Genomic DNA, 23,755 nt, shown 5'->3' with positions numbered 1-23,755 from the left:
AGTGTGGGATGCACACGTCATCGCGGCGTGACAGCGCAGATTTCGTACTGGATTCGCGCGGGGCACGCAGGAAAGTGCCACGCGTGGAGGTGCAGGAATACGCCGGGCCGATGCAGGACCGCGACGGGTCCCGCACGCTCGGCGGCCTCGGCGCACCCGGCGAGCAGGCCGAACTGGACGAACTGGACGAACTCGACCGCGGCGTCGTGCACGCCCTGCAGGTCCATCCGCGGGCGTCGTGGGCGCTGGTCGGCGAGGTGCTCGGGGTCGATCCGGTGACGGCGGCGCGGCGTTGGCGCCGTCTGGAGAAGGCCGGGCTCGCCTGGGTCACCGCGTACCCGCGCCTCACCGACGCCCGGATCGTGGTCACGGGCGTCATCGAGGTCGACACCGAACCGGGCGCCGCCGAGGACGTGGCACAGGCCCTCGCCGACGATCCCGCGGTGCCGAACGTCAAGCTCACGGCGGGCGGCCGCGACGTGGTGGCCTCCGTGCAGACCCGAACCCTGGACGAACTGTCGCGCCTGTCCGGCTCCTTGTTCCGGCCGGTCCCGGGCGTGCGGGCGACCCGTACACACGTGTCGACGGGGCTGCCCACGGAGGGCAGCCGATGGCGGCTGCGCAGTCTGGACGCGGTACAGACCGGGCGCCTGGAGCAGAAGGCGAGGCCGCCCGCCCCCACCGGCTCCCCGGTCCCACCCCGCTGGGACTCCCTCGACGCGCGCCTGCTCGAACTGCTCAGCGTGGACGGCCGGATGTCGCTGCGCGACCTGTCGGCGGCGAGCGACGCTCCCCTCACGACGGTGCGCCGCCGGGTGGAGTCCCTGCTGGCTTCACGACTGCTGCTCCGCTGCGACCTGGCGCGGCCGCTGTCCGGCTGGCCGCTGTCGGCCGTGTACTTCGCGTCCGTGCCGGGTCAGTACCTGGAGGAGACCAGCCGGGTACTGTCCCAGGTCCCCGAGGTGCGCTCCTGCGCGATCACGGCGGGCCCGCACAACCTGGTCGTCGACGTGTGGTTGCGCACCCTGCACGACGTCCACACCTTCGAGGCCCACCTCTCCCGCAAACTGCCCCGCCTGACCGTCGCGGACCGCTCCGTGGTGCTGCGCACGGTCAAGCACATGGGCCGGCTCCTCGACCGCGGCGGCCGCAGCGTGGGGGTCGTACCGCTGCAACATCCGGAGGACTGACAGACATCCGCCACCGGGCTCACCCCGTCCGTTCGCCTGTCACCCGGTCCAGCCACTCGCTCACCAACCCGGCGAAGAGCGCGGGCTGTTGGATCTGCAGGTTGTGGCCGGCCAGGTCGAGGAAGGCAAAGCTACCGCCTCCAGCACCGCCGTGAGCCAGCCGCACCCAAGGCGTGCGACCACACTGCGACCACCACACCCCGGACCACACGAAAGGCCGCCCTCTCGATCACGAGAGAACGGCCTCCGACCTGCGACAACACAAGCCGGGACAACAGGATTTGAACCTCGCCCCGTTGACTCTGTGAGGCTCGGCTATTCATCGCTGCCGGTCAAAACGGCCATGTGCCTCTGCACGTAGGTCTGCGACCATGCCCGGGTGATCGTGTCGCTCCCGCACCAGGTGACCCGATGTCTACTCTCCGTTCCCGCAGTGCTGTTGCGCCAGGAAACGACGACGGCTGCAGAACTGCTCGTGCTGCGGCACGAGAATGCGTTGCTGCGACGCCAGCTCCATGCACCCGCACGATACGAACCCGCGGACCTGCTGTGGCTCGCGGCCCCATCCTCGCCCCCCCCCGCCGTCGCTGGACGCACGTCTTCCCCGTCACGCAAGGCACACTGCCGGCATGGCACCGCAAGTTGGTCGCCCGTCGCTAGGACTACTCTCAGCAGCGCCACGGACGAGGACGGCCGCCCACGAACACCGCCGTCAAAAAACTCGTGCTGCACCTCGCCCAGGAGAACAGCCGATGCGGTCATCGCCCGATCCAGGGTGAACTCGCCCGGCTCGGACATCCGATCGCCGCATCGACAGTCTGGGAAATCCTGCACTCGGCCGGCATCGATCCGGCCCCGCGCCGGGCCGGCCCAACCTGGCGCGAGTTCCTGTCCGCGCAGGCCGCGGCATCATCGCCCGCGACTTCTTGAGCATCGACACCATCGGCCCGCAACGCCTGTACGCCCTGGTCTTCCTCGAACACGGCACCCGCACGCTGCACGTCGCCGGCGTCACCGCACACCCCCCAGCTGCCTGGGCCGCCCAGCAAGCCCGCAACGTCGCCACCGACCTCGGCGCGCGTATGGATTCACTGCGCATCCTCATACGAGACCGCGACAGCAAGTACACCGACGCCTTCGACGCGGTGTTCCAGACCGAGGACATAGAGATCATCAAGACACCGGTCCGCGCACCGACGGCGAACGCCCACTGCGCGAGAGCCATCGGCACCCTCCGTCGAGAGGTCCTAGGCGCCTCACCATGCCTCTGAACTGCGACTACACCAAACCCCTAGATCTTGGACTTGAAGATCACCCAGGGAAAACACCACAGCCAGGCCATCCTCTGCCGCGCACGGCGCCGAGCCGACGTCCTCTGCGCCATGCTCCACGACGACACCTTCTGCCAACCACCCACGCCGCACACGTGACCAGGGCTCCGCGAGAGCCGATACTGCCGTGGGTGAGCGGTTGGGAGCACCGGTCCGCAACTACACGCTACCTGATACTCCGTCAGTAAAGTCAGCAATAGTTCAGCAACAGCCCCGCCAGAACCCGCTTCCAGCCGCCACGGACCACCAAGATCGAAATCCTTCCAAATCTGCTTTGACCAGGGAAAATGCTGGCCAAAGGCCCAGATGCTACGCTCACTTGGAGGTACCCATGAAGATGCTCATCAACGTGGCCGAGACCGTGGTCGCCGACGCGTTGCGGGGAATGGCCGCGGCCCATCCGGAGCTGCTCGTCGATGTCGAGAACCGGGTGATCGCGCGCCGGGACGCTCCCGTCGAGGGGAAGGTCGCGATCGTCTCCGGTGGCGGGTCGGGGCACGAGCCCTTGCACGGGGGGTTCGTGGGGCACGGGATGCTGTCGGCCGCCTGTCCTGGCGAGGTGTTCACGTCGCCGGTGCCCGACCAGATGGTGCGGGCCGCGGCTGCCGTGGACAGCGGCGCCGGGGTGCTCTTCGTGGTGAAGAACTACACGGGTGACGTGCTGAACTTCGACATGGCCGCGGAACTCGCCGAGGACGAGGGGATCCAGGTCGCCAAGGTCCTCGTCAACGACGACGTGGCCGTCACCGACAGCCTGTACACCGCGGGCCGGCGCGGCACGGGCGCGACCCTGTTCGTCGAGAAGATCGCGGGCGCGGCGGCCGAGGAGGGACAGCCGCTGGAGCGCGTGGAGGCGATCGCACGCGAGGTCAACGCGAATGCGCGCAGCTTCGGCGTGGCCCTGAGCGCGTGCGCCACGCCCGCGAAGGGCAGCCCGACCTTCGATCTGCCGTCCGGCGAGCTGGAGTTGGGTGTCGGCATCCACGGTGAGCCGGGCCGCGCGCGGCGCGCCATGATGACGTCCGGCGAGATCGCCGACTTCTCCGTGGACGCCGTTCTCGAAGACCTGCAGCCGAGCGACCCGGTACTTGTCCTCGTCAACGGCATGGGCGCGACCCCGCTGCTCGAGCTGTACGGGTTCAACGCCGAGGTCCAGCGCGTGCTGACCGAACGCGGTGTGCCGGTGGCGCGCACGCTCGTCGGGAACTACGTCACGTCGCTCGACATGGCCGGTGCCTCCGTCACCCTGTGCCAGGTCGACGAGGAAATGCTGCGCCTGTGGGACGCGCCCGTGAGCACGGCGGGCCTGCGCTGGGGCATGTGAGGCAGCCTGTCGTCCGAACCATCACCACCACGCAAGGAGATGACGTGCTCGACGCCGATTTCTTCCGACGCTGGCTCAACGTGGCCACCGCGGCCGTCGACCGGGAGGCGGCCCGGCTCACCGAACTCGACTCGCCGATCGGCGACGCCGACCACGGCAGCAATCTGCAGCGCGGCTTCGTCGCCGTGAGCGCGGTCCTGGAGAAGGAGGCACCGGCCACCCCAGGCGATGTGCTCACCCTCGCCGGGCGTCAGCTGATCTCGACGGTGGGCGGCGCGTCGGGCCCGCTGTACGGGACGCTCCTGCGCCGTACGGGCAAGGAGCTCGGGGACACCCCCGAGGTGAGTGAGGCGGAGTTCACGGCGGCGCTGCGGGCCGGTGTGGACGCCGTCATGACGCTGGGCGGGGCGGCGCCGGGCGACAAGACCATGATCGACGCGCTGGTCCCCGCGGTCGACGCGCTCGACACCTCCTTCGACGCGGCCGCCACCGCCGCCGAGCAGGGCGCGCTCGCGACGACGCCGATGCAGGCGCGCAAGGGGCGGGCGAGCTATCTGGGCGAGCGCAGCATCGGGCATCAGGACCCGGGCGCCACGTCGTCGGCGCTGCTGATCGGGGCCCTGGTCGAGGCGGCCCGCGATGAGTGAGCCGGGGGGCGTGGGCAGCGGGGGCAGTGGTCAGGAGAAGGCCGTCGGGATCGTGCTCGTGTCGCACAGCCGCGCCGTCGCCGAGTCGGTGGCGGAGCTTGCGAAGGGGCTCGCGGGCGGCGGCGCGGACGTCCCCGTGGCACCGGCGGGCGGCACCGAGGACGGCGGGCTCGGCACCAGCGCCGAGCTGATCTCCGGGGCCGCGCGGTCAGTCGACCGTGGTGCGGGCGTCGCGGTGCTCACCGATCTGGGCAGCGCGGTGCTCACCGTGAAGGCACTGCTGGCCGAGGGCGATGAACTCCCGGACGGGGCACGCCTGGTGGACGCTCCCTTCGTCGAGGGGGCCGTGGCCGCGGTGGTCACGGCGTCGGCGGGGGCGGATCTGGACGCGGTCGAGGCGGCGGCCGTCGAGGCGTACACGTACCGGAAGGTGTGAGCGATCCGGGGCGGCGGCTGGTCCGTCGCCCCGACCCGCCGCGTTCCTGCTGTCATCCAACTCGCCCGGTTCCTCGCCGAGTTGGCGGCGACGACCTTCTTCGCCTGTAGCTCGTCCAGACCATGCAGTCCACCGCTCTGGGTCCGGACGTGCACGGCGCGGGCGACGCGCCACCTCTTGATGAGACCCCGTCCCTCATGGCATACAGGTCTGTACCAATGCTTCCGAACGGAAGGCCCGCCGTGCGACGCACTCCCGGACGCACCCCTCTGGCGTACGCGGCCTGCGCCGCCGCGCTCCTGTTCGCCACCTCGTGCGGCCTGCTCGGCGACGACACCCGGCAGGGTCCCGCACTCACGGCCCCCGCCGGCGTCACGGCGCAGGCGGGCAGCGCCACCTCCGTGCACGTCATGTGGAGCCGCCCCGAGGGCGACGCCGACATCAAGGGCTACACGGTGTACCGGGGCGCCACCAAGGTGAAGGAGGTGCCGGGCGAACAGCACATGGTGGACGTCGTCGGGCTGCGCCCGCAATCCGCGTACACCTTCTCCGTCCGGGCCGAGGACACCGATGGCACGCTCGGGCCGCTCAGCGCGAAGGTGCCCGTCACCACCCCGGCCGCCGTGGCCGAGGACCGGTCGGCCCCGACCCGGCCGGGAGCGCTGCGCGGCCGGGCGGACGGCGGCCGCGCGGCGTCGCTGTCGTGGGGTGCGTCGAAGGACGACAAGGGCGTCGTCTCGTACGACATCTACCAGGGCGCCTCAAAGATCCACAGCGTCGGTGGGGGCGAGACCCGGGCGCTGATCACCGGGCTGCGGCCGGGCACCGCCTACGCGTTCACCGTGAAGGCGCGCGACGCCGCCGACAACACCTCACCCGCGGGCCCGGCCCTGAGGCTCACCACCGCGAAGGGCTCCGACGAGGGTCCCGGCAGCGCACCCACCGACTTCCGCGCCGGGTCCCGCCGGGCCGACGGGGCGTACTACATCGACCTGTCGTGGACGCCGCCGCGCACGGGCGGCACCGTACCCGCGTACCGCATCTATCTCGACGGCCGCCAGGCGACCACGCTCGTCTGGGGCGACGCCCCGCCCAAGGGCACGGCGCGGAACAGTTTCTACGTGGGCAAGGAGGCCGGCGTCCGGCACCGGGTGCGGATCCGCGCCCAGCTGCCCGACGGGACGTGGGGCGCCTACTCCACCGAACGGAGCGTCATCACCGGCTCCTGAGCAGGGTTCTCATGGCCGCGGGAGTCGGCGGCAGCGCCCGGTTCCCGCGCAGGCGTGGGGCACACCACCGGATCTGGCTCCGTGGCATCTCTGTGTCCAGGCCCGGGACGCACCCTTGTCCGCTCCCCTCGAAGCGTCCTACCGTCTCCGCAGCCGCGCGGGAGCGGCCGCACCATCCACGCATCCGTCTTGGGGGCAGTGTGAGTTCGGGCCCGGTCGGTGTCGCCGTCGTCGGAGCGGGCGTCATCAGCAAGCAGTATCTGCGGACGCTGTCCGCCTTTCCCGATCTGCGCGTGGTGGGCGTCGCCGACCTCGACGCGGACCGCGCCACGGCCGCCGGGCGCGAGCACGGCGTACCGGTCGCCGGCGATGTGGCGACGGTGCTCGCCGTTCCCGAGGTCGAGCTCGTCGTGAACCTCACCGTGCCGGCCGCCCACGCGCAGGTCGCGACACGGGCACTGCGGGCCGGTAAGCACGTGTACGGCGAGAAGCCGATCGCCCTGGCCCCCGGCGAGGCGGAGAAGGTGCTCGCCGAGGCGACGGAGCGGGGGCTGCTCGTGGGGAACGCGCCGGACACGTTCCTCGGCGCGGGGCTCCAGTCGGCGCTGCGGGCGGTCGGGGCCGGGCACATCGGTGAACCGGTGGCGGCGACGACTGCGGTGCAGGGCCTCGGGCCGGAGCGGTGGCACCCCGATCCGGCATTCTTCTACCAGCCGGGCGCGGGCCCGCTCTTCGACCTCGGGCCCTACTACCTGACCTCGCTGGTAGCGCTGTTCGGCGGGGTGTCACGGGTGGCGGCCTCGGCGGCACGCGCGCGCGAGGAGCGCGTCGTCGGGTCGGGGCCCAAAGCGGGGCAGGTGTTCCCGGTGGCGGTGCCGACGCATGTGTCGGCGCTCGTCGAGTTCGCGTCGGGGGTGCGGGCGACGTCGGTGTTCAGCTTCGACTCGGCGCTGCCGCGCATCCAGTTCGAGGTCACCGGCACGGAGGGTGTCCTCGCGGTGCCGGACCCCAACACCTTCCGCGGGCCGCTCAAGGTGCGGGCCAACGGGGCGGACGACTGGCGCGAGCTGCCGGTCGCGGGGCGCACCGACGGGCGGGGGCTCGGCGTGCTCGACCTGGCGCGCGCGATCCGCCGGGGCGGTGCGCCACGTGCGTCGGGGACGCTGGCCCTGCACGTTCTGCAGACGATGACGGCGATCACGCGCTCGGCCGAACACGCCGAGTTCACCCACGTCGCCACCTGTCCCACCGCGCCGCCGCCCGTACCGGCCGACTGGGACCCGGAGGCGGCGACGCTCGTCTAGACGAAAAGCCCTAGGACGGGTCGAGTCCGAGCTCCTCCAGGGTCTGTTCGAGCCAGCCGGCCCAGAACGTCTCCAGGTCGATTCCCGCACGCAGCACGACGTGCTGCAGCCGGTCCTCGACGGCGTCGAGGCCGGGCGGGAAGTCACGCCTCTCGATCTCCTCGTACTCCGCCAACTGCCGCCGGTGCAGGTCGAGATGGCGGCGCAGATCGGCCTCGATGCCGTCCGTGCCGACGACGGCGGCGGCGCGCAGGCGCAGGAGCAACGGGTCGCGCAGCGGTTTCGGGTCCTGGCTCGCGGCGGTCCAGCGGGCCAGTTCGGCGCGGCCCTCGGGCAGTACCTCGTACTCCTTCTTCTGGCCGCGCGCGGGCGTCGGCGCCGGCAGGGCCCTGATGTACCCCTCGCGTTCCAGGCGGCCCAGCTCACGGTAGATCTGCTGGTGCGTGGCCGACCAGAAGTAGCCGATCGACTTGTCGAAGCGGCGCGTCAGTTCGAGGCCGGACGACGGCTTCTCCAGGAGGGCCGTGAGGATCGCGTGCGGGAGTGACATGGCTGCACCTTATGCGGAGGCGGTCACGCGGCCGGCGGGCCCGGCCACGTGACCGCCGGTCTCACAGCGCCGCGGCCAGCTCGGTGCCCTGGCGGATGGCGCGCTTGGCGTCCAGCTCGGCGGCCACGTCGGCGCCGCCGATCAGGTGCGCCTCGCGGCCGGCGGCGAGCAGGTCGTCGTACAGGCCGCGGCGCGGGTCCTGGCCGGTGCACAGGACGACGGTGTCGACGGGGATGACCGTGGAGCTGCCGTCGACGGTGACGTGCAGGCCCGCGTCGTCGATGCGGTCGTACGTGGCGCCCGCGACCATGGTGACGCCGCGGTGGCGCAGTTCGGTGCGGTGGATCCAGCCGGTGGTCTTGCCGAGTCCGGCGCCCACCTTCGAGGTCTTGCGCTGGAGGAGGTGGACGGCGCGCGGCGGGGCGGGCCTGTCGGGCTGCGCGAGGCCGCCGCGGCCCTGGTAGTCCATGTCGACGCCCCACTGCCGGAAGTACGTCGCCGGGTCCTGGCTCGCCTTGTCGCCGCTGTCGGTGAGGTACTCGGCGACGTCGAAGCCGATGCCGCCCGCGCCGACGATCGCGACGCGCTCCCCGACGGGCGCGCCGTCACGCAGGACGTCGAGGTAACCGACGACGCTGGGGTGGTCGATTCCCTCGATCTCGGGGGTGCGCGGGGTGACGCCGGTGGCGACGACCACGTCGTCGTACGCGTCCGGGGCGAGGTCGGCTGCGGTGACGGGGGTGTTCAACCGGACGTCCACGCCGTGCAGTTCGAGCTGCGCGCGGTAGTAGCGCAGGGTCTCGTCGAACTCCTCCTTGCCGGGTACCTTGCGGGCGATGTTGAGCTGACCGCCGACCTCGGACGCGGCGTCGAAGAGGGTGACGGCGTGGCCGCGTTCGGCGGCGGAGACGGCGCAGGCGAGGCCCGCGGGTCCCGCGCCGACGACGGCGACGCGCTTGCGCAGGCGGGTCGGTGCGAGGACCAGCTCGGTCTCGTGGCAGGCACGCGGGTTGACGAGGCAGGAGGTGATCTTGCCGCTGAATGTGTGGTCCAGGCATGCCTGGTTGCAGCCGATGCAGGTGTTGATGGTCTCGGAGCGCTCGGCCTGGGCCTTCGCCACGAAGTCCGGGTCGGCGAGCAGGGGCCGCGCCAGGGACACCATGTCGGCGCAGCCGTCGGCGAGCAACTCCTCGGCGATCTCAGGGGTGTTGATGCGGTTCGTGGTGACGAGCGGGATGGAGACCTCGCCCATGACCTTCTTGGTGACGAAGGTGTACGCGCCGCGCGGCACCGAGGTGGCGATGGTCGGGATGCGGGCCTCGTGCCAGCCGATGCCGGTGTTGATGATGGTGGCGCCGGCCGCCTCGATCTCCTTGGCGAGCTGCACGACCTCTTCGAGGGTGGAGCCGCCGGGTACGAGGTCGATCATCGAGAGCCGGTAGATGAGGATGAAGTCCGTGCCGACGCGCTCGCGGACACGGCGGACGATCTCGACGGGGAAGCGGATGCGATTCTCGTACGAGCCGCCCCAGCGGTCGGCGCGCTGGTTCGTGGCGGCGACGATGAACTCGTTGATGAGGTAGCCCTCGGAGCCCATGATCTCCACGCCGTCGTAGCCCGCCCGCTGCGCGAGTTCGGCGGCGCGCGCGAAGTCCTCGACGGTCTGCTCGACCTCGGCGTCGGTGAGCTCGTGCGGCGGGAAGGGGCTGATCGGCGCCTGGAGCGGGCTGGGGGCGACGAGGTCCTCGTGGTAGGCGTAGCGGCCGAAGTGGAGGATCTGCATCGCGATCTTCCCACCCGCCGCGTGCACCGCGTCGGTGACCTGACGGTGCTCGTCGGCCTCCGCCTCGGTGGTCAGCTTCGCACCGCCGGCCCAGGGGCGTCCGGCCTCGTTGGGGGCGATGCCGCCGGTGACCATGAGGCCGACGCCGCCGCGGGCGCGGGTGGCGTAGAACTCCGCCATGCGCGCGAAGCCGTTCTCCGCCTCCTCGAGCCCCACGTGCATGGAGCCCATCAGGACCCGGTTGGGCAGCGTGGTGAATCCGAGGTCGAGCGGGGTGAGCAGGTGCGGGTATCGGCTCATGGTGGCCCTCCGTGCGCGGCGAACGTCGTCACAGTTGTAGACGACGGCAGCTCGCTTTTGCAACAAGTTGCATAAGAGAGCTGCGCCACGTCGACGCGGCGCCGCCGCACCCCGCCGCCAAAGCCCGGCCGGGCGGCCGGTCAGTCCGCGGCGATCTCCGCCACCCACCCGTACGGCAGCTCCTCGCCGTCCACCGTCACGGCCTCGACGGAGCGGGTGAGCGGGTCGATCTCCACCTGCACCCCTTCGCCCTCGAAGCGCGGATAGCCGGACTCCCCGGACGACCCCGTGGCCTCGACGGACACCACGCGCAGGGGGTTGCCGTGCTCGGGGTGTCCGTCCTTGTCGGCGAGTTGGGGCTTGACCAGGACTGTGTAGCGGGCGGGCACATCACTGGGGTCGCTCATGCTCAGGAGGCTAGCTCCGGGCAGGGGAACTCGCCTGCCCGCGGCGGACCCCACCTCTCGGTTGTAGAATGCAACGAGCAGCGGGGAGAGGACAGCACGTGACAGACCGCGAGACGGCAGTCGAGACCATTCAGCGCGAGATGACGTCCTTCGCGCGGCGCGCCAGAGCGATGGCCGGACGGATGCACCCCGAGCTGTCCCTCGTGTCGTACACCCTGCTCAGCCACCTGGACGAGAAGGGCGGCTGCCGGGCGACGGACCTCGCCACGCACTACGCCCTCGACAAGTCGACGGTGAGCCGGCAGGTGTCCGCGCTGGAGCGGGCCGGGCTCGTGATGCGCCGGGTGGACCCGGACGACCACCGCGTCCAGGTGCTCCATCCGACCGAGGCGGGCGCCGACATCCTCGCCCAGGTCACCGTCAGCCGCCGCCAGGCGTTCCAGGAGCGGGTGGCGGACTGGCCCGAGGAGGATCTCGTCCGCTTCGCGGACTATCTCCTGCGCTACAACGCGCAGGTCCGGGAAGACGCCTGAGCCACCCCGAGGACCGTGCGCGTCAGCGGGCGGCGGCGTGGTCGAACTCCGGGACCCGGGCCGTCATGAACTTCGTGGTGCGCCGCAGCCGGAAGCCCAGGGACTCGTAGAGCCTGATGGCGTTCGTGTTGCCCGCGGCCGTGTGCAGGAACGGGGTCTCGCCGCGGTCCTTGATCCCCGCCGCGACGGCCAGGACGAGGCGGGCCGCGAGCCCCTGGCCGCGGTGGTCCGGGTCGGTGCAGACGGCGCTGATCTCCGTCCAGCCCGGCGGGTGCAGGCGCTCCCCCGCCATCGCCACGAGCGCGCCCTGCCTGCGGATCCCGAGATACGTGCCGAGCTCGACGGTGCGGGGCAGGAACGGGCCCGGCCGAGTGCGTGCCACGAGGTCCAGCATCTCGGGCACGTCGGCCGCGCCGAGGAGCACGGCCTCCGCGTCCGGCGCCACGGCCACGCCGTCGTCGACGAGCTGCACGCCGTCCATGCTCATCGTGAGTTCCCAGCCCTCGGGCGGCGCCGCGCGCATCCCCAGTAGCGGGACCGTCTCGCCCGGCCCGGCGAGCGCCGCGAGATCCGCCCAGTCCCCGGGGCCGGGCTCGTCCGGCAGCGCGAGCCACGGCGTTACGTCGAGGGGGTACCGCACGATCCGGCCCCGCCACTCGGCGAAGTGCGCGTGCGGGCCGGTGAGGGAGGCGTGCGCGGGATTGTCGAGCGGGTGGGCGGTGGCGGCGGCCGGGACGGACATACGGCGGGCTCCCAGGAGACGGCGGTGGACGTTCGGACTGGTGGCGCGGCCGTGCCGACCATGGCCGCTCTCTGATAAAAGCCCGTGTCACCGCGGTCTCATTCCCTCGCCGGGGGAATGTTCACGAGGCCGCAACGATGCGCGTGGCGCGGTGGACGTTGCCGACGCGTGATCCTTCTTGGCATGCTGGCGCGATGTCCCCCGTACCCCTGAGTGACCACGTCGAGGAACTGCTCGCGGGCGAGCACCCGTTGCCGGTCGTGGAGGCGGGCGACCCCGTGCTGCGGTCCCCCGCGCAGACCTACGACGGTCAGCTCGCGCCCGCGCTCCTGGAGCGTCTGATCGCCGCGATGCGCGCGTCGATGCACGCCGCCCCCGGCGTCGGGCTCGCCGCACCGCAGATCGGCGTCCCGCTGCGGATCGCCGTCATCGAGGACGCGGCCGAGGTCCCCGACGAGGTGCGGGAGGCGCGCGGCCGGGTGCCGCAGCCGTTCCGCGTCCTGATCAACCCGTCGTACAAACCCGTGGGGGCCCACCGCGCCGCGTTCTTCGAGGGCTGTCTGAGCGTGCCCGGCCTCCAGGCCGTGGTCTCCCGGCATCAGCGCGTGCGGCTGCGGGGGCTCGACGAGCGGGGCCACGCCGTGGACGAGGAGTTCACGGGGTGGCCCGCCCGGATCGTGCAGCACGAGACGGACCATCTGCACGGCACGCTCTATCTCGACCGGGCGGAGCTGCGCTCGCTGTCCACCCGGAACGCGATGGCCGAGCGCTGGACACAGCCCACCGCGGAACTGGCCGCGGGCGCGCTCGGCTTCTCGATTCCCTGACGGACTCCCGCCTCAGGTGAGGTCGGGCATCTCGCCCTCGGTCGTGCTCAGGTCGATCACCGAGAAAGCGGCGCCCTGCGGGTCCGTCACCGCCGCGAAGCGGCCGAACGGGGTGTCCATCGGGCCGTAGTGGAGCTTTCCGCCGAGCCTGGTCACCGTGGCGACCGCCGCGTCGCAGTCGTCGACCGCGAAGTAGACGTTGACGTACGACGGGACCTGCGGCGGGAAGTCCTCGGTCATCTTGAAGCGGCCGAGCTGCGGCTGTCCGTCGAGCTGCCAGATGTTGAAGTCGACGTCCTCGTCGGCCATCTTCCGGACCTCGTACGGGAACGCTGCCTCGAAGAACCCGTCCGTCTTCTCGGTGTCACGTGTCGTCACCTCGGCCCAGGCGTACGAACCGGGCTCTCCCACCTTCTCGAACCCGTCGTGCGTGCCCGGCTGCCAGAGGCTGAAGAAGACGCCGGCCGGGTCCTGGACGGTGACCATCGTGCCGAAGTCGCCGACCTCCATGGGCTCCATCACCAGGGTGCCGCCGGCCTCCTTGACGCGGGCCGCCGTGGCGTTGACGTCGGGCGTGGCCAGGTACAGGTTCCAGGCCGGCGGGGTGCCCTCCATGCCCGGCATCTGCGGCGAGAGCGCGCCGACCCGCTTGCCGTCCGACTTCGCCTGGGTGTAATTGCCGTACTCCTCCTGCCCCTCCTCGAACGTCCAGCCGAGGAGCTCGCCGTAGAAGCGCTTGGCGGCCTCCAGGTCGGGGAACATGGCGTCGGCCCAGACGGGCGCGCCCTCCGGTCGTGCGGCCATGGCGCGAACCCTTCTTCCGAGTGGTGGTACCGGGGGTGAGATGTTCCGGGCGACGCCGGTGCGTTTCGTCCCGGTTCCCCCGATTCACGCTAGTCGGGTACGAGCTGCCGCGCGATACCGAAATCCGTTCGCACAAGCCTTACGGAGCCGTGACGTATCGGCGGGGATAGCCCTCCCCGCGCCCCGTCCCGCATAGCGTGGGCGGCATGCGTGTACTGGTCACCGGCGGTGCCGGGTTCATCGGGTCAGCGGTCGTGGACACTCTCTCCGCGCGAGGACATGAGGTCGTCGTGCTCGACGTCCGGCCGCCGGGCCCGGACGCACCGCATCCTTGGGTCGTCGCGGACGTACGCGACCCCGCCGCCGTGGAGTCGGCTCTCGCCGGCATCGACGCTGTGTGTCATCAGGCGGCGAAGGTCGGGCTCGGCAAGGACTTCGCCGACGCCCCCGACTACGTCTCCCGCAACGACCTCGGCACGGCCGTGCTGCTCGCCGCGATGGCCTCGGCCGGGGTGAGGGATCTGGTGCTCGCCGGGTCGATGGTCGTGTACGGGGAAGGGCGGTACGAGTGCGAGCGCCACGGAGTCGTGCGCCCGGGACCGCGCGCCGAGGCCGACCTGCGCGACGGCCGCTTCGAGCCCGCATGCCCACGGTGCGGCGCCGCGCTGAGCCCCGGCCTCGTCGGCGAGGACGCCCCCACGGACCCCCGCAACGTGTACGCGACGACGAAGCTCGCCCAGGAACACCTGGCGTCGTCCTGGGCGCGGGCCACCGGGGGCCGCGCGGTGTCGCTGCGCTACCACAACGTGTACGGGCCGGGGATGCCGCGCGACACCCCGTACGCGGGCGTCGCGTCCTTCTTCCGGTCGGCTCTGGCCCGGGGCGAGGCCCCGCGCGTCTTCGAGGACGGCCGCCAGCGGCGGGACTTCGTGCACGTGCACGACGTGGCCGCGGCCAACGCGCTCGCGCTCGAGACGATGAGCGACCGGCCCTCCGACACATGCGTCGCGTACAACACGGGCAGCGGGGACCCGCACACGGTGGGCGAGATGGCCCACGCCCTCGCCGCCGCGTACGGCGGGCCGATGCCGGTCGTGACGGGCGAGTACCGGCTCGGCGACGTACGGCACATCACGGCGGACCCGGCCCGGCTCAGGGCCGAGCTGGGGTGGCGCGCCGAGGTGGGGTTCGAGGAGGGGATGACGGAGTTCGCCAAGGCCGAGCTGGGGTGAGGTGAGTGAGGTGACAGCCCCGGCGACGTGGCCCCTGCGGGCTACGCCCCCGCCGCCGGGAGCGTCACCTCGAAGCAGCAGCCGCCCGCCACATTGCGCACGGCGGCGCTGCCCCTGTGGGCCTCGACGATTCCTCTGACGATGGCGAGCCCGAGGCCCGCGCCCGACGGAGGTGTACGGGCGTGGCTGCCGCGCCACCCCGTGTCGAAGACGCGGGGCAGATCCTGCTCAGGGATGCCGCCGCAGCCGTCCGTGACCGTGAGGACCACGCCGTCCGTCGAGCCGGCCGCCGCCACGGCGACCGTGCCGTCCGCCGGGGTGCGACGGATCGCGTTGACGAGGAGGTTGCCGAGCACGCGGCTCATCTCCTTGCCGTCGACCTCGACGGGAATCTTGTCGATGCGGTCGCCGACGAGGCGGACGCCGTGTTCGCGGGCGAGCGGGTCGGCGCCCGCGAGCGCGTCGCCCACCAGGTCGTGGAGGGAGACCCTGGACGGGCTCAGGACGAGGGTCCCCGCGTGGATGCGCGACAGTTCGAAGAGGTCGCCCACCATGTCGTTCATGCGCTCGACCTCGGTGCGGATCTGGCGCAGATAGCGGTCCGGGTCGGCGGCCATGCCGTCCTCCAGGGCCTCGGACATCGCGCGGAGCCCGGCGAGCGGCGTGCGCAGATCGTGCGAGATCCAGGCGACGAGTTCGCGGCGCGAGGTCTCCAGGGCGCGCTCACGGTCTCGGGACGCGGCCAGCTTGGCGCTGGTGGCCTCCAACTCCCTCGAGAGCGCGGCGAGTTCCGCCGTCGCGGGGGCGAGGGGCGCCGCGAAGCTGCCGCCGTCGCCGAAGGAGCGGGCGGCGAGGGTGAGTGCCTTGCTGCGGGCCACGACCCAGCGGCCGAGGAGCAGCGCGGTCGCAAGCGACACGGTGGCGGCCATCGCGGCGACGGTCGTCACGACGGACAGGTCGTGCGGGGACAGGAACATCGCCCAGGCCACGACGAGCGTTCCGGCGAGCATCGCCGTCACGGCGACGGCGGCGACGACCGTGAGCGACACCGTCAGGGAGCGGCGGCGCAGCACGAACAGGGCGAGCGCGCCGAGGATGCCCGCACCGACGGCGCCGAGAAACGCGAAGAGGGCGATGAGGAGCATGTCATGCACGGGGTTCGGTCCAGTCTGCCGGTGCGCGGTCGGGCTGGACGGCGTCGCTGTGCGGGCCGCCCGGGTCCAGGCGGTAGCCGACGCCCCAGACCGTCTGGATGAGGCGCGGTGCCGCCGGGTCGTCCTCGATCTTGCCGCGCAGCCGGCGGACGTGGACCGTGACGGTCGACAGGTCGCCGAAGTCCCAGCCCCACACCTGCTGCATGAGCTCCTCGCGGGAGAAGGCGCGGCCGGGGTGGCGCAGGAAGAAGGCGAGGAGGTCGAACTCCCTTATCGTCAGGGCGAGTTCGTCCCCCGACTTGGTGGCGCGACGGGCCGCCGGGTCGATGGCGAGGGCGGCCGCGCGCAGCGGTCCCGCCGGCTTGGGTGCCGTGGCCGCTCGGGCCCGGCGCAGCACCGACTCGACGCGCAGGACCAGCTCGCGCGGGCTGAACGGCTTGGTCACGTAGTCGTCCGCGCCGACCTCGAGGCCGAGGATGCGCTCGTCCTCGTCGCCGCGCGCCGTCAGCATGATCACGGGGACGGGGCCGCGCGCCCGGAGCCTGCGGCACACCTCGAGGCCGTCCATGCCGGGCAGCATCAGGTCGAGGACGACCAGGTCGGGCCCGTGCGCGTCGGCGCGGTCGAGGGCGGCCGGGCCGTCGGCTGCGCGGTCGACGTCGTAGCCCGCGCGGTCCAGGTAGCCCGCGACGACCTCGGCGACGGTCGGGTCGTCGTCGACGACGAGGACGCGGCCGAGCGGTGGTGTCTGCATTCCACCAGCGTCGCACCCGAGGGCGCCGATCGGAGGCACCGGAGGGGCCGTCCGCGTCCGACGTCCGCGTTTCGTAAGGAGCTGAGGGCCGAAATGTCCGGTTTGGATTCGTAGGGTGACACTGTGATCCCCCCTGACTTCCCCTCCCTCCGCGACCTGGCCCCCTCGGTCGATGTCGTGCTGCCCTGCCTCGACGAGGCCGCCGCGCTGCCGTGGGTGCTGGCCCGCATCCCGGACGGCTGGCGGGCACTCGTCGTGGACAACGGGTCCACCGACGGCTCCCCCGACATCGCCCGTTCCCTGGGCGCGACCGTGGTGACGGAGCCCCGGCGCGGCTTCGGGGCCGCCTGCCACGCGGGCCTGCTGGCGTCCGACGCGGAAGTGGTCTGCTTCTGCGACTGCGACGCGACGCTCGATCCGGCCCTGCTGACGACGTTCGTCGAGGACGTCATCGAGGGCCGGGCCGATCTCGTGCTCGGCCGGCGCAGGCCGCAGGGCCGTGGCGCCTTCCCCGTGCACGCGCGCGCCGGGAACCTCGCGCTGGCGGGGATGCTGCGCCGGCGCACCGGGCTGCGGCTGCACGACCTGGGCCCGCTGCGGGCCGCGCGCCGCACGTCCCTCCTCGGCCTGGACCTCACGGACCGCCGCAGCGGCTACCCCCTCCAGATGGTCGTCCGGGCCGCCGACGCGGGCTGGCACATCGAGGAGCGCCCGGTGCCCTACCGGCCCCGTACGGGAAAGTCCAAGGTCACGGGCACCTGGCGGGGCACCTGGCAGGCGGTACGTGACATGCGCGGGGTCCTCGCGGAGAAGCCGCGGACGGCGCTCTCCGCGCGCGGAGAGGCGGCGTCGCGGTGACCGCCGGCGGATCGCCCGCGGCGCGGCGGCACGAGACCACGCTCCTCGTCATCGCCAAGTCCCCGGTGCCGGGGCGGGTCAAGACGCGGCTCACGCCGCCGTTCACGCCCGAGGAGGCCGCGCGCCTGGCCGAGGCCTCGCTCGTCGACACACTCCACGCGGCGCTCGCCACGCCCGCGCGGCGTCGCGTCCTGGTGCTCGACGGGGCGCCCGGAGCGTGGCTGCCGCCCGGGATCGACGTGGTCCCGCAGTGCGGCGGAAGCCTGGACGAGCGGCTCGCGGCGGCGTTCGCCGGGTGTACCGGGCCGGCCGTCCTGATCGGGATGGACACGCCTCAGGTGACGCCCGCGCTGCTCGCGCCCGCCCTCGGGCCCGACGCCTGGCGGGGCTGCGACGCATGGTTCGGGCCCGCCGACGACGGCGGGTTCTGGGCGCTCGGGCTCGCCGAGCCCGATCCGGAACTGCTGCGCGGTGTCCCGATGTCGACGGCGCACACGGGTGCGGCCCAGCGGGCCCGGCTCACGGATGCGGGGCTGCGCGTACGCGACCTGCCGGTCCTTCGGGACGTCGACACGGCCCACGACGCCGCCCTGGTCGCGGCCGACGCGCCGGATGGCCGGTTCGCCGCCGAGCACGCGCGGCTGACGCGGGTGGTCCGCTCATGACCACGGCGCGCGAGGCGGCACCGGCCTGGTGTACAGACCCCTACGCAGACGCCGTGCGCAACGAGCGCGGCCCCCTGTTCCTGCGGCGCGCGGACGGATGGCTGCTGCCGCTCGAGGTGGAGCGCTGGTGCGCGGTCGCCGACACGGCCGACCTCTCGGCGCTGCGCCGCTGCGAGGGCGCTGTCCTCGACATCGGATGCGGCCCCGGGCGCATCGTCGCCGCACTCGCCGCGGCCGGGCACCGCGCGCTCGGCATCGACGTGAGTGAGGCCGCGGTCGCGCGGACGGTCCGCCTGGGCGGCGCCGCTCTGCAGCGGTCGGTCTTCGCCCCCCTGCCCGGCGAGGGCCGTTGGGGGACGGCGCTCCTTCTCGACGGCAACATCGGCATCGGCGGCGACCCGGGGGCCCTGCTGTCCCGGGTCGCCGAACTCACCGCCCCCGGTGGACTGTTGATCGCCGAGACGGCTCCGCTCGACATAGACGAGCGAGTGGAGGTGCGGGTGGACGACGGGCAGGGCGCCGCGGGCTCGCTGTTCCCGTGGGCCCGGGTGGGCACCCGCGCGCTGCTGCGCGACGCGCGCCCGCTCGGCTGGCGGTCGGTCGCTCAGTGGTCCGAGGGCGGGCGTTCCTTCGTCTCCCTGCGCCGCTGACGCTCCCGTTCACGCTCCCGCGCCCGCTCCTCACGGCGCGCCCTGCGCGCCTGCCTCCAGGGCGACGCGGGAGCAAGGAACGCAACGGACACGAACCACAGGGCCGACGCGGCGAACAGCGCTGCCGTCAGCAGCAGCCACCGCGGCAGGAACGCTTCCCCTGAATGCCCCGTCACGAGGGCGTAGTGGTCCTCTCGCGCCCGCGTGATCAGCGGGAACCACACCAGGAACAACAGCCCCGACAGGAAAGCGGGGACGCGCACGTAGATCATCGCCGTGCGCCTCCGGTCGCCGAGCGCCGTCTGCGCCGCGCGGTCGGCGATCGAGTACGCCGGCACGAGCAGCAGGTCGTGGACGAGGGCCGCGCCGACGAACCAGATCGCCACGGCCCACACGTCGCCTTCGAGCAGCCGTACGCCCGCGTATCCCGCGAGGGCGAACGAGGCGGCCAGGAGCAGGAGTTGGAGCGGACTCTCGCCGTACCAACGACTCAGTCGGTTCATCACAGCGCTCCGAACGTCATGCGGGCGACCCACTTCGTGTTCAGGACGCCCGGCGCCGCGGGCACGATGACGCGGGCCGGGTATCCGTGGTCGATGGTGAGGTCGGCTCCGTTGACGCGCAGGGCCAGCAGGGAGCGCGGGTCGTGGACCTGGTTGTGCCGCAGGGCCGCCTTGCGGAACGCGCCGCGCTGTTGCAGGGATTCGACGAAAACGTCGGTGTCGCCGTCGGTCCCGGCGAGGACGGCGAGGTCCCGCAGCCGTACGCCGCTCCATTGCTGGTCGTCCGTGGACCAGCCTTCGACGCAGGCGATGGGCAACGACGAGGTGTGCTGCGGGAGTTGGAGGAGATCGTCACGGGTGAGCCGGTGGGTGGTGCCTTTCGGACCGGTGACCACGAGCCGCCACGGCTCACCGGTGTCGGCCGTACGGATGCCCGCCACTGCGGCGGTCTTGTTGATCTGGAAGCGGCCGGGGCCCGTACCCGGGTCGGCGCCGCCGTGCGGGGCGAACAGCGCGGTGCGGCGCCACACCCCGCCGATGCTCTGGCCGGCCGTCGTGACGAGCAGCAGGAGCGAGCCCCCGCCGACCATGGCGAGCGCCCCGCGCCGCGACACGGTGGGCTCGGCGGGCTTCGCCGCCACCAGGTCCCCCGTCTCGGGCAGGCCGGCCTTCCGCTCGCGCAGCACACGCAGCGCCTGCGGTACGCGCAGCACGGCGTGCACGACGAACGCGCCGATGAACACCCAGGCGCCGTAGAAGTGCAGCGTGTAGAAGGAGCCGGGGAACAGGTAGTCGAGCTGCACGTTGAGGATGCCGGTCACGAACTCGAAGAGCGCGCCGCCCACGAGCAGGAGCAGCGAAAGGCGCTCCAGGGCGTGGCCGATGGAGCGTACGGGTGGCAGCTCGAACAGTTTGGGCACGACCGACCACAGCTTGGCGAGCAGCACGGGCACGAGCGTGATGCCCACGGTGACGTGCAGTCCCTGAGTGAGGCGGTACAGCCAGTGCGGGTCCGTCGGCCACGAGAACAGATAGAAGCCGAGCAGCCCCTTGTCGGGCGTTTTGTCGTTGACCGCCGCGAGGTTCGGGTTGTACGCGGCGTAGGACAGGAGGCCGGTCAGGAAGAGCAGGGTCATCCCGACGAGCAGGACGAGGCCGAGTACCGCGGTGAAGCGGGGGCCGCGCAGGGGGCTGCGCCACGGATCGGGGAGAGTGCGGGGGAAGTCGCCCATGTGGTTCCTTCAGGCTGTGCGCGGCGGGGGCCCGCCGACCTGATCCGACCGTATTGCGCACAGCCCGCGGATCGGCGCAGGAAGATCTGACGGTTCGGTGACGCCACCTCGCGGTGCCGACCGATCGGCGGTGCGGGCGCTTAGCGTTCCGGATGTGAAGGTCGAAGCTCCCCCCGCCGCCCCCAGCACCGCGCCACCCTCCACCGGGACGCGCCGTGACCTGGTTGCCGCCGCTGCCGCCGTGGCCCTGGTCACGGCGGCCGTCCTCGTGGGCCGGTACATCCAGGACCACTACGGCACTCTGCACGTCAACTGGGCTCCCTTGTACGGCCATTGGGAACCACACGTGGGCCCGGGGACCCCGGCGGCGATCTCGGTCGCCGTACTGGTCGTCGCCTACGGGCCCGTGGTGGCCGCCCGGCTGCGGTGGCGGCTGCTGCTGCCCGCCGTGTGGGTCGCATCGGCGGCGTGGACGTTCTCGCTCGCGCTGATCGACGGCTGGCAGCGGGGCATCGCCGGGCGCCTCACCACCTCGTACGAGTATCTGCAGGTCATCGACCGGTTCGACGACGTCGGCGCGACGCTGCGCGACTTCACGCGGCACATCCTGCTGCACTCCCCCGACCACTGGCCGCCCCATGTCGCGGGGCATCCGCCCGCGGCGACCCTGACCTTCGTCGGCCTGGACCGGATCGGGCTCGGCGGCGGCGCGTGGGCCGGGGTGTGGTGCATCACGGTGGGGTGCACGGCGGCGCTCGCCGTCCTCGTCACCGTCCGCGCGCTCGCCGACGAGCGGACGGCGCGCCGCGCTGCGCCGTTCCTGGCGCTCGCGCCGGCCGCGGTCTGGATGGGCACGTCGGCCGACGGCTACTTCGCGGCGGTCGCCGCGTGGTCGATGGCGCTCCTCGCGGTGGCGGCCACCCGCGGCAGCCGCTGGGCGGCCCTCGGCAGCGGACTGCTGTTCGGGCTCACCTGCTATCTGTCGTACGGGCTGACGCTGATCGCCCTCGTCGCGGCGGCCGTGCTGCTCACGGCGCGGACCGTGCGGCCGCTGCCGCTGTTCGCCGTGGGAGCGGCCGTCGTGCCCGTCGCGTTCACGCTCGTCGGGTTCAACTGGTGGGAGGCGTACCACCTGCTGACGGAGCGCTACTACCAGGGTGCGGGCGGGATCCGGCCGTACGGCTACTGGATCTGGGCCAACCTCGCGTGCACCGTGCTGATCGTCGGCCTTGCCACGGCGGCAGGGCTGCGCCGGGTCCCTGGACATGTCCTGCGTGACCGGGCGGAGCCGGAGGGGCGGCTCGCCCTTGTCGTCCTCGGCGCGGCGCTCGCCCTGCTGGCCGCCGATCTGTCGGGCATGAGCAAGGCGGAGACGGAGCGCATCTGGCTCCCGTTCGCCGCCTGGCTCCTCGCGGCCACCGCTCTGCTGCCGGAGCGGTGGCGCCGCGGGTGGCTGACCGCGCAGGCCGTGCTCGCCCTGCTGATCAACCACCTGCTGGTCACGGGGTGGTGACCTCCATCGGCTGCGGCTTCTCCTCACGGGCGGCGGGCCGGCTCCTGAGCAGCTGACGCAGCCGCTCCGCCGGGCGCGGCAGGACGACGAACGCCTCCGCCTGGAGGCAGGCCCAGCTGATCCTCGGCAGGTCGCGCACCGTGGGATAGACGACGAAGCGCGGCTCCCACTCCGGGCGGAACTTCGCGTTGAAGCGGTACAGGGACTCGATCTGGAACCAGCGCGACAGGAACACGAGCATCCCCCGCCACACCCGCAGCACCGGTCCCGCGCCGAGGCGTTCGCCGCGGGCGAGAGCGGCCCGGAACACCGCGAAGTTCAGCGACATACGGCGCACTCCGAGCCCCGGCGCGCCCCGCAGGGCGGCCACGATGAGGAGTTCGTTCAGGCCGGGTTCGGCCGTGCGGTCGCGGCGCATCAGGTCGAGGGAGAGACCGTCCTGGCCCCAGGGCACGAAGTGGAGCAGGGCGCGCACGCGGTCGTTGCCCGCCTCGTCGTCCTGGTGCGCGGTGACGACGACGCAGTCCCCGTCGTCGGGGTCGCCGAACCGGCCGAGCGCCATGGAGAACCCGCGTTCGGTGGCGCTGCCCCGCCACGCGGCGGCGGCCTCGCGCAGCCGCTTCTTCTCCTCGTCCGGCAGATCGCGTACGCGCTGCATGCGGCAGGTGTAGCCGGCGCGTTCGATGCGGTTGACCATCTGCCGGACGTTGCGCATGGAGCGTCCGGAGAGGCTGAAGGCCGCGCAGTCGACGATGGCCTCGTCGCCCAGCTCCAGGGCCTTGAGGCCGCCCTCGCGGACCCACACCTGTCCGCCGAGTTCACTGCACCCCATGACGGCCGGGGTCCAGGCGTGCAGGGCGCACTGCCGCAGGAACTCCTTGATGGCGCCGGGCCAGGCCTCGTAGTCGCCGATGGGGTCGCCACCGGCCAGGGCGACGCCGGACACCACGCGGTAGGCGACGGCGGCCTTGCCGGACGGCGAGAAGAGGACGCTCTTGTCGCCGCGCAGCGCGAAGTAGCCGAGCGAGTCGCGCCGGCCCTCGTCGGCCAGGAGGGCACGCAGCCGTTCGTCGCTGTCGGCGGGGCGGAGGGTGACGGGCCGCAGGGCGAGATAGACGCTGGTGACGGCGGTGACCACACCGAGCGCGAGCAACGAGAACTGGACGATGTCCGCGGCCTTGTCGCTGCTGTACGCGATGGGGCCCGACGCACCGAACAGGCCGTAGGCCACCTCCTGGACCCGTTCGGTGAACACGATGGAGTGGCCCGCCTCCTGGTTCGCGCGCACGCCGACGACGAGGAGCCCGAGCCCGAAGCTGCTGCCGCCCAGGACGACGAGGTTCCACAGGGCTCGCGTTCTGCCGCGCGGGTCGCCGAGCGCGTAGAACTCCTCGCGGTAGGCGACGAGCGCGACGCACAGGACGGCCGAGACCATCGCGGGGATCAGGGCATGGTGGCGCACGCCCTGGACGAGCGCGCTGACCGCGAGCAGCCCCACGGCCGCCTCCCAGGCGCGCCGTTTGCGGCGGCGCAGACCCCTGGCGAGCATGACGAGCAGCAGCCCCGCGGCGAGCGCGGCGGCGCGGGCCACCTCCTCGGCGAGGCCCGGCACGTAGGGCGCGATGCGCTCTATGCGGGTCTCGTGCATGTGCGGGGAGATCGCCGACGCGATGTCCAGAATTCCGATGATCAGGCACGTGTGACCTGCCACGGCGGCGGGGCGTTGTTTCACAGTGACCGAGCGTAGGAGTGCTCCACATCGCTGGAGTAAGAGCGACACAACAGCA

23 protein-coding genes and 1 pseudogene are annotated in these 23,755 nt (G+C 72.4%); 14 read left to right on the top strand and 10 right to left on the bottom strand.

Translation table 11 applies throughout. The annotated features are described in order from the left end of the window. Positions 1-83 precede the first annotated feature (83 nt). The 7 genes and pseudogenes from CG723_RS33755 to CG723_RS48760 all read left to right on the top strand — a co-directional run bounded on the left by CG723_RS33755 (position 84) and on the right by CG723_RS48760 (position 7,461). Positions 84-1,190, top strand: a complete 1,107-nt coding sequence (locus tag CG723_RS33755; protein WP_234374660.1) for an Lrp/AsnC family transcriptional regulator — start codon at positions 84-86, stop codon at positions 1,188-1,190. Positions 1,191-1,569: 379 nt separating this feature from the next. Continuing rightward, positions 1,570-2,440: pseudogene (locus CG723_RS48135) on the top strand (integrase core domain-containing protein); the annotation flags it as partial. Positions 2,441-2,852: 412 nt separating this feature from the next. Then, positions 2,853-3,845, top strand: coding sequence for a dihydroxyacetone kinase subunit DhaK (dhaK, locus tag CG723_RS33735; protein ID WP_100597309.1), 993 nt, complete (start codon positions 2,853-2,855; stop codon positions 3,843-3,845). Between the two features lie 44 nt (positions 3,846-3,889). Further along, a complete protein-coding gene (gene dhaL / locus CG723_RS33730; protein WP_100597308.1) occupies positions 3,890-4,492 on the top strand; it encodes a dihydroxyacetone kinase subunit DhaL in 603 nt (200 codons plus the stop codon). Beyond that, the gene (gene dhaM / locus CG723_RS33725; protein ID WP_100597307.1) at positions 4,485-4,928 is read left to right on the top strand and encodes a dihydroxyacetone kinase phosphoryl donor subunit DhaM; all 444 of its coding nucleotides are present in this window, start codon (positions 4,485-4,487) and stop codon (positions 4,926-4,928) included. The genes dhaL and dhaM overlap by 8 nt, the downstream gene beginning before the upstream one ends. A 242-nt stretch (positions 4,929-5,170) precedes the next feature. Then, positions 5,171-6,157 (top strand): fibronectin type III domain-containing protein, encoded by a 987-nt coding sequence (locus CG723_RS33720; RefSeq protein ID WP_234374659.1) that lies wholly within the window; start codon positions 5,171-5,173, stop codon positions 6,155-6,157. A gap of 200 nt (positions 6,158-6,357) precedes the next feature. Next, the gene (locus tag CG723_RS48760; protein WP_267893752.1) at positions 6,358-7,461 is read left to right on the top strand and encodes a Gfo/Idh/MocA family protein; all 1,104 of its coding nucleotides are present in this window, start codon (positions 6,358-6,360) and stop codon (positions 7,459-7,461) included. A gap of 10 nt (positions 7,462-7,471) precedes the next feature. Here the strand turns inward: CG723_RS48760 and CG723_RS33710 are convergent, their stop codons facing one another. From CG723_RS33710 to CG723_RS33700, 3 genes are all read right to left on the bottom strand, one after another. After that, a complete protein-coding gene (locus tag CG723_RS33710) occupies positions 7,472-8,011 on the bottom strand; it encodes a PadR family transcriptional regulator (RefSeq protein WP_100597304.1) in 540 nt (179 codons plus the stop codon). 61 nt (positions 8,012-8,072) lie between these two features. Then, the gene (locus CG723_RS33705; protein ID WP_100597303.1) at positions 8,073-10,094 is read right to left on the bottom strand and encodes an NADPH-dependent 2,4-dienoyl-CoA reductase; all 2,022 of its coding nucleotides are present in this window, start codon (positions 10,092-10,094) and stop codon (positions 8,073-8,075) included. Between the two features lie 140 nt (positions 10,095-10,234). Then, on the bottom strand, positions 10,235-10,501 hold the full coding sequence (locus tag CG723_RS33700; protein ID WP_100597302.1) for a hypothetical protein: 267 nt from the start codon (positions 10,499-10,501) through the stop codon (positions 10,235-10,237). A 68-nt stretch (positions 10,502-10,569) separates the two neighbouring features. On the opposite strand from CG723_RS33700, the gene CG723_RS33695 reads away from it, so the two are divergent. Further along, entirely contained in the window at positions 10,570-11,034 is a 465-nt protein-coding gene (locus tag CG723_RS33695) for a MarR family winged helix-turn-helix transcriptional regulator (RefSeq protein ID WP_100597301.1), read from the top strand. Positions 11,035-11,056: 22 nt separating this feature from the next. Here the strand turns inward: CG723_RS33695 and CG723_RS33690 are convergent, their stop codons facing one another. After that, entirely contained in the window at positions 11,057-11,776 is a 720-nt protein-coding gene (locus CG723_RS33690) for a GNAT family N-acetyltransferase (RefSeq protein WP_100597300.1), read from the bottom strand. A gap of 194 nt (positions 11,777-11,970) precedes the next feature. Between CG723_RS33690 and CG723_RS33685 the strand changes: the two genes are divergently transcribed. After that, on the top strand, positions 11,971-12,603 hold the full coding sequence (locus CG723_RS33685) for a peptide deformylase (protein WP_100597299.1): 633 nt from the start codon (positions 11,971-11,973) through the stop codon (positions 12,601-12,603). Between the two features lie 12 nt (positions 12,604-12,615). On the opposite strand, the gene CG723_RS33680 is transcribed toward CG723_RS33685, so the two are convergent. Beyond that, positions 12,616-13,407 carry a VOC family protein gene (locus CG723_RS33680; RefSeq protein ID WP_100597298.1) on the bottom strand — a complete coding sequence of 264 codons (792 nt, stop codon included), beginning with the start codon at positions 13,405-13,407 and terminating at the stop codon, positions 12,616-12,618. 206 nt (positions 13,408-13,613) lie between these two features. On the opposite strand from CG723_RS33680, the gene CG723_RS33675 reads away from it, so the two are divergent. Beyond that, complete coding sequence (locus tag CG723_RS33675; protein WP_100597384.1) at positions 13,614-14,639, top strand: NAD-dependent epimerase/dehydratase family protein; 1,026 nt, start codon at positions 13,614-13,616, stop codon at positions 14,637-14,639. A gap of 41 nt (positions 14,640-14,680) precedes the next feature. On the opposite strand, the gene CG723_RS33670 is transcribed toward CG723_RS33675, so the two are convergent. Next, positions 14,681-15,793 carry a sensor histidine kinase gene (locus CG723_RS33670; RefSeq protein ID WP_100597297.1) on the bottom strand — a complete coding sequence of 371 codons (1,113 nt, stop codon included), beginning with the start codon at positions 15,791-15,793 and terminating at the stop codon, positions 14,681-14,683. After that, on the bottom strand, positions 15,786-16,547 hold the full coding sequence (locus CG723_RS33665; protein ID WP_100597296.1) for a response regulator transcription factor: 762 nt from the start codon (positions 16,545-16,547) through the stop codon (positions 15,786-15,788). Before CG723_RS33665 ends, CG723_RS33670 begins: the two co-directional genes overlap by 8 nt. A 123-nt stretch (positions 16,548-16,670) precedes the next feature. Here CG723_RS33665 and CG723_RS33660 point away from each other — a divergent pair, with 123 nt between their 5' ends. Genes CG723_RS33660 through CG723_RS33650 form a run of 3 tightly spaced genes read left to right on the top strand, consistent with a single transcriptional unit; the run spans position 16,671 to position 18,720 of the window. Beyond that, positions 16,671-17,405 (top strand): glycosyltransferase family 2 protein, encoded by a 735-nt coding sequence (locus tag CG723_RS33660; protein ID WP_234374657.1) that lies wholly within the window; start codon positions 16,671-16,673, stop codon positions 17,403-17,405. Continuing rightward, positions 17,402-18,070, top strand: a complete 669-nt coding sequence (locus tag CG723_RS48115) for a TIGR04282 family arsenosugar biosynthesis glycosyltransferase (protein WP_100597295.1) — start codon at positions 17,402-17,404, stop codon at positions 18,068-18,070. The genes CG723_RS33660 and CG723_RS48115 overlap by 4 nt, the downstream gene beginning before the upstream one ends. Then, entirely contained in the window at positions 18,067-18,720 is a 654-nt protein-coding gene (locus CG723_RS33650; RefSeq protein ID WP_234374656.1) for a methyltransferase domain-containing protein, read from the top strand. Before CG723_RS48115 ends, CG723_RS33650 begins: the two co-directional genes overlap by 4 nt. On the opposite strand, the gene CG723_RS33645 is transcribed toward CG723_RS33650, so the two are convergent. Then, complete coding sequence (locus tag CG723_RS33645; RefSeq protein ID WP_107489216.1) at positions 18,675-19,223, bottom strand: hypothetical protein; 549 nt, start codon at positions 19,221-19,223, stop codon at positions 18,675-18,677. The genes CG723_RS33650 and CG723_RS33645 overlap by 46 nt on opposite strands. Continuing rightward, complete coding sequence (locus tag CG723_RS33640) at positions 19,223-20,455, bottom strand: molybdopterin-dependent oxidoreductase (RefSeq protein WP_100597294.1); 1,233 nt, start codon at positions 20,453-20,455, stop codon at positions 19,223-19,225. Before CG723_RS33640 ends, CG723_RS33645 begins: the two co-directional genes overlap by 1 nt. Before the next feature lie 154 nt (positions 20,456-20,609). On the opposite strand from CG723_RS33640, the gene CG723_RS33635 reads away from it, so the two are divergent. Further along, positions 20,610-21,968 carry a hypothetical protein gene (locus tag CG723_RS33635; RefSeq protein WP_100597293.1) on the top strand — a complete coding sequence of 453 codons (1,359 nt, stop codon included), beginning with the start codon at positions 20,610-20,612 and terminating at the stop codon, positions 21,966-21,968. On the opposite strand, the gene CG723_RS33630 is transcribed toward CG723_RS33635, so the two are convergent. Next, positions 21,955-23,700 carry a phosphatidylglycerol lysyltransferase domain-containing protein gene (locus CG723_RS33630; protein ID WP_442802613.1) on the bottom strand — a complete coding sequence of 582 codons (1,746 nt, stop codon included), beginning with the start codon at positions 23,698-23,700 and terminating at the stop codon, positions 21,955-21,957. The genes CG723_RS33635 and CG723_RS33630 overlap by 14 nt on opposite strands. Positions 23,701-23,755 lie beyond the last annotated feature (55 nt).

The organism is Streptomyces sp. CB01635 (assembly GCF_002803065.1).
In the GTDB taxonomy this organism is placed as follows: Bacteria; Actinomycetota; Actinomycetes; order Streptomycetales; family Streptomycetaceae; genus Streptomyces.
This window is presented reverse-complemented; position numbering and strand designations above follow the sequence as displayed.

Bases quoted from the DNA above. Each gene is read 5' to 3' on its own strand.
- dhaK (WP_100597309.1), top strand. From the start codon at position 2,853: ATGAAGATGCTCATCAACGTGGCCGAGACCGTGGTCGCCGACGCGTTG.
- CG723_RS33675 (WP_100597384.1), top strand. From the start codon at position 13,614: ATGCGTGTACTGGTCACCGGCGGTGCCGGGTTCATCGGGTCAGCGGTC.
- CG723_RS33645 (WP_107489216.1), bottom strand. From the start codon at position 19,223: ATGAACCGACTGAGTCGTTGGTACGGCGAGAGTCCGCTCCAACTCCTG.
- CG723_RS33710 (WP_100597304.1), bottom strand. From the start codon at position 8,011: ATGTCACTCCCGCACGCGATCCTCACGGCCCTCCTGGAGAAGCCGTCG.
- CG723_RS33640 (WP_100597294.1), bottom strand. From the start codon at position 20,455: ATGGGCGACTTCCCCCGCACTCTCCCCGATCCGTGGCGCAGCCCCCTG.
- CG723_RS33695 (WP_100597301.1), top strand. From the start codon at position 10,570: ATGCAACGAGCAGCGGGGAGAGGACAGCACGTGACAGACCGCGAGACG.
- CG723_RS33700 (WP_100597302.1), bottom strand. From the start codon at position 10,501: ATGAGCGACCCCAGTGATGTGCCCGCCCGCTACACAGTCCTGGTCAAG.
- CG723_RS33705 (WP_100597303.1), bottom strand. From the start codon at position 10,094: ATGAGCCGATACCCGCACCTGCTCACCCCGCTCGACCTCGGATTCACC.
- CG723_RS33685 (WP_100597299.1), top strand. From the start codon at position 11,971: ATGTCCCCCGTACCCCTGAGTGACCACGTCGAGGAACTGCTCGCGGGC.
- CG723_RS33680 (WP_100597298.1), bottom strand. From the start codon at position 13,407: ATGGCCGCACGACCGGAGGGCGCGCCCGTCTGGGCCGACGCCATGTTC.
- CG723_RS33690 (WP_100597300.1), bottom strand. From the start codon at position 11,776: ATGTCCGTCCCGGCCGCCGCCACCGCCCACCCGCTCGACAATCCCGCG.
- dhaM (WP_100597307.1), top strand. From the start codon at position 4,485: ATGAGTGAGCCGGGGGGCGTGGGCAGCGGGGGCAGTGGTCAGGAGAAG.
- CG723_RS33665 (WP_100597296.1), bottom strand. From the start codon at position 16,547: ATGCAGACACCACCGCTCGGCCGCGTCCTCGTCGTCGACGACGACCCG.
- CG723_RS33650 (WP_234374656.1), top strand. From the start codon at position 18,067: ATGACCACGGCGCGCGAGGCGGCACCGGCCTGGTGTACAGACCCCTAC.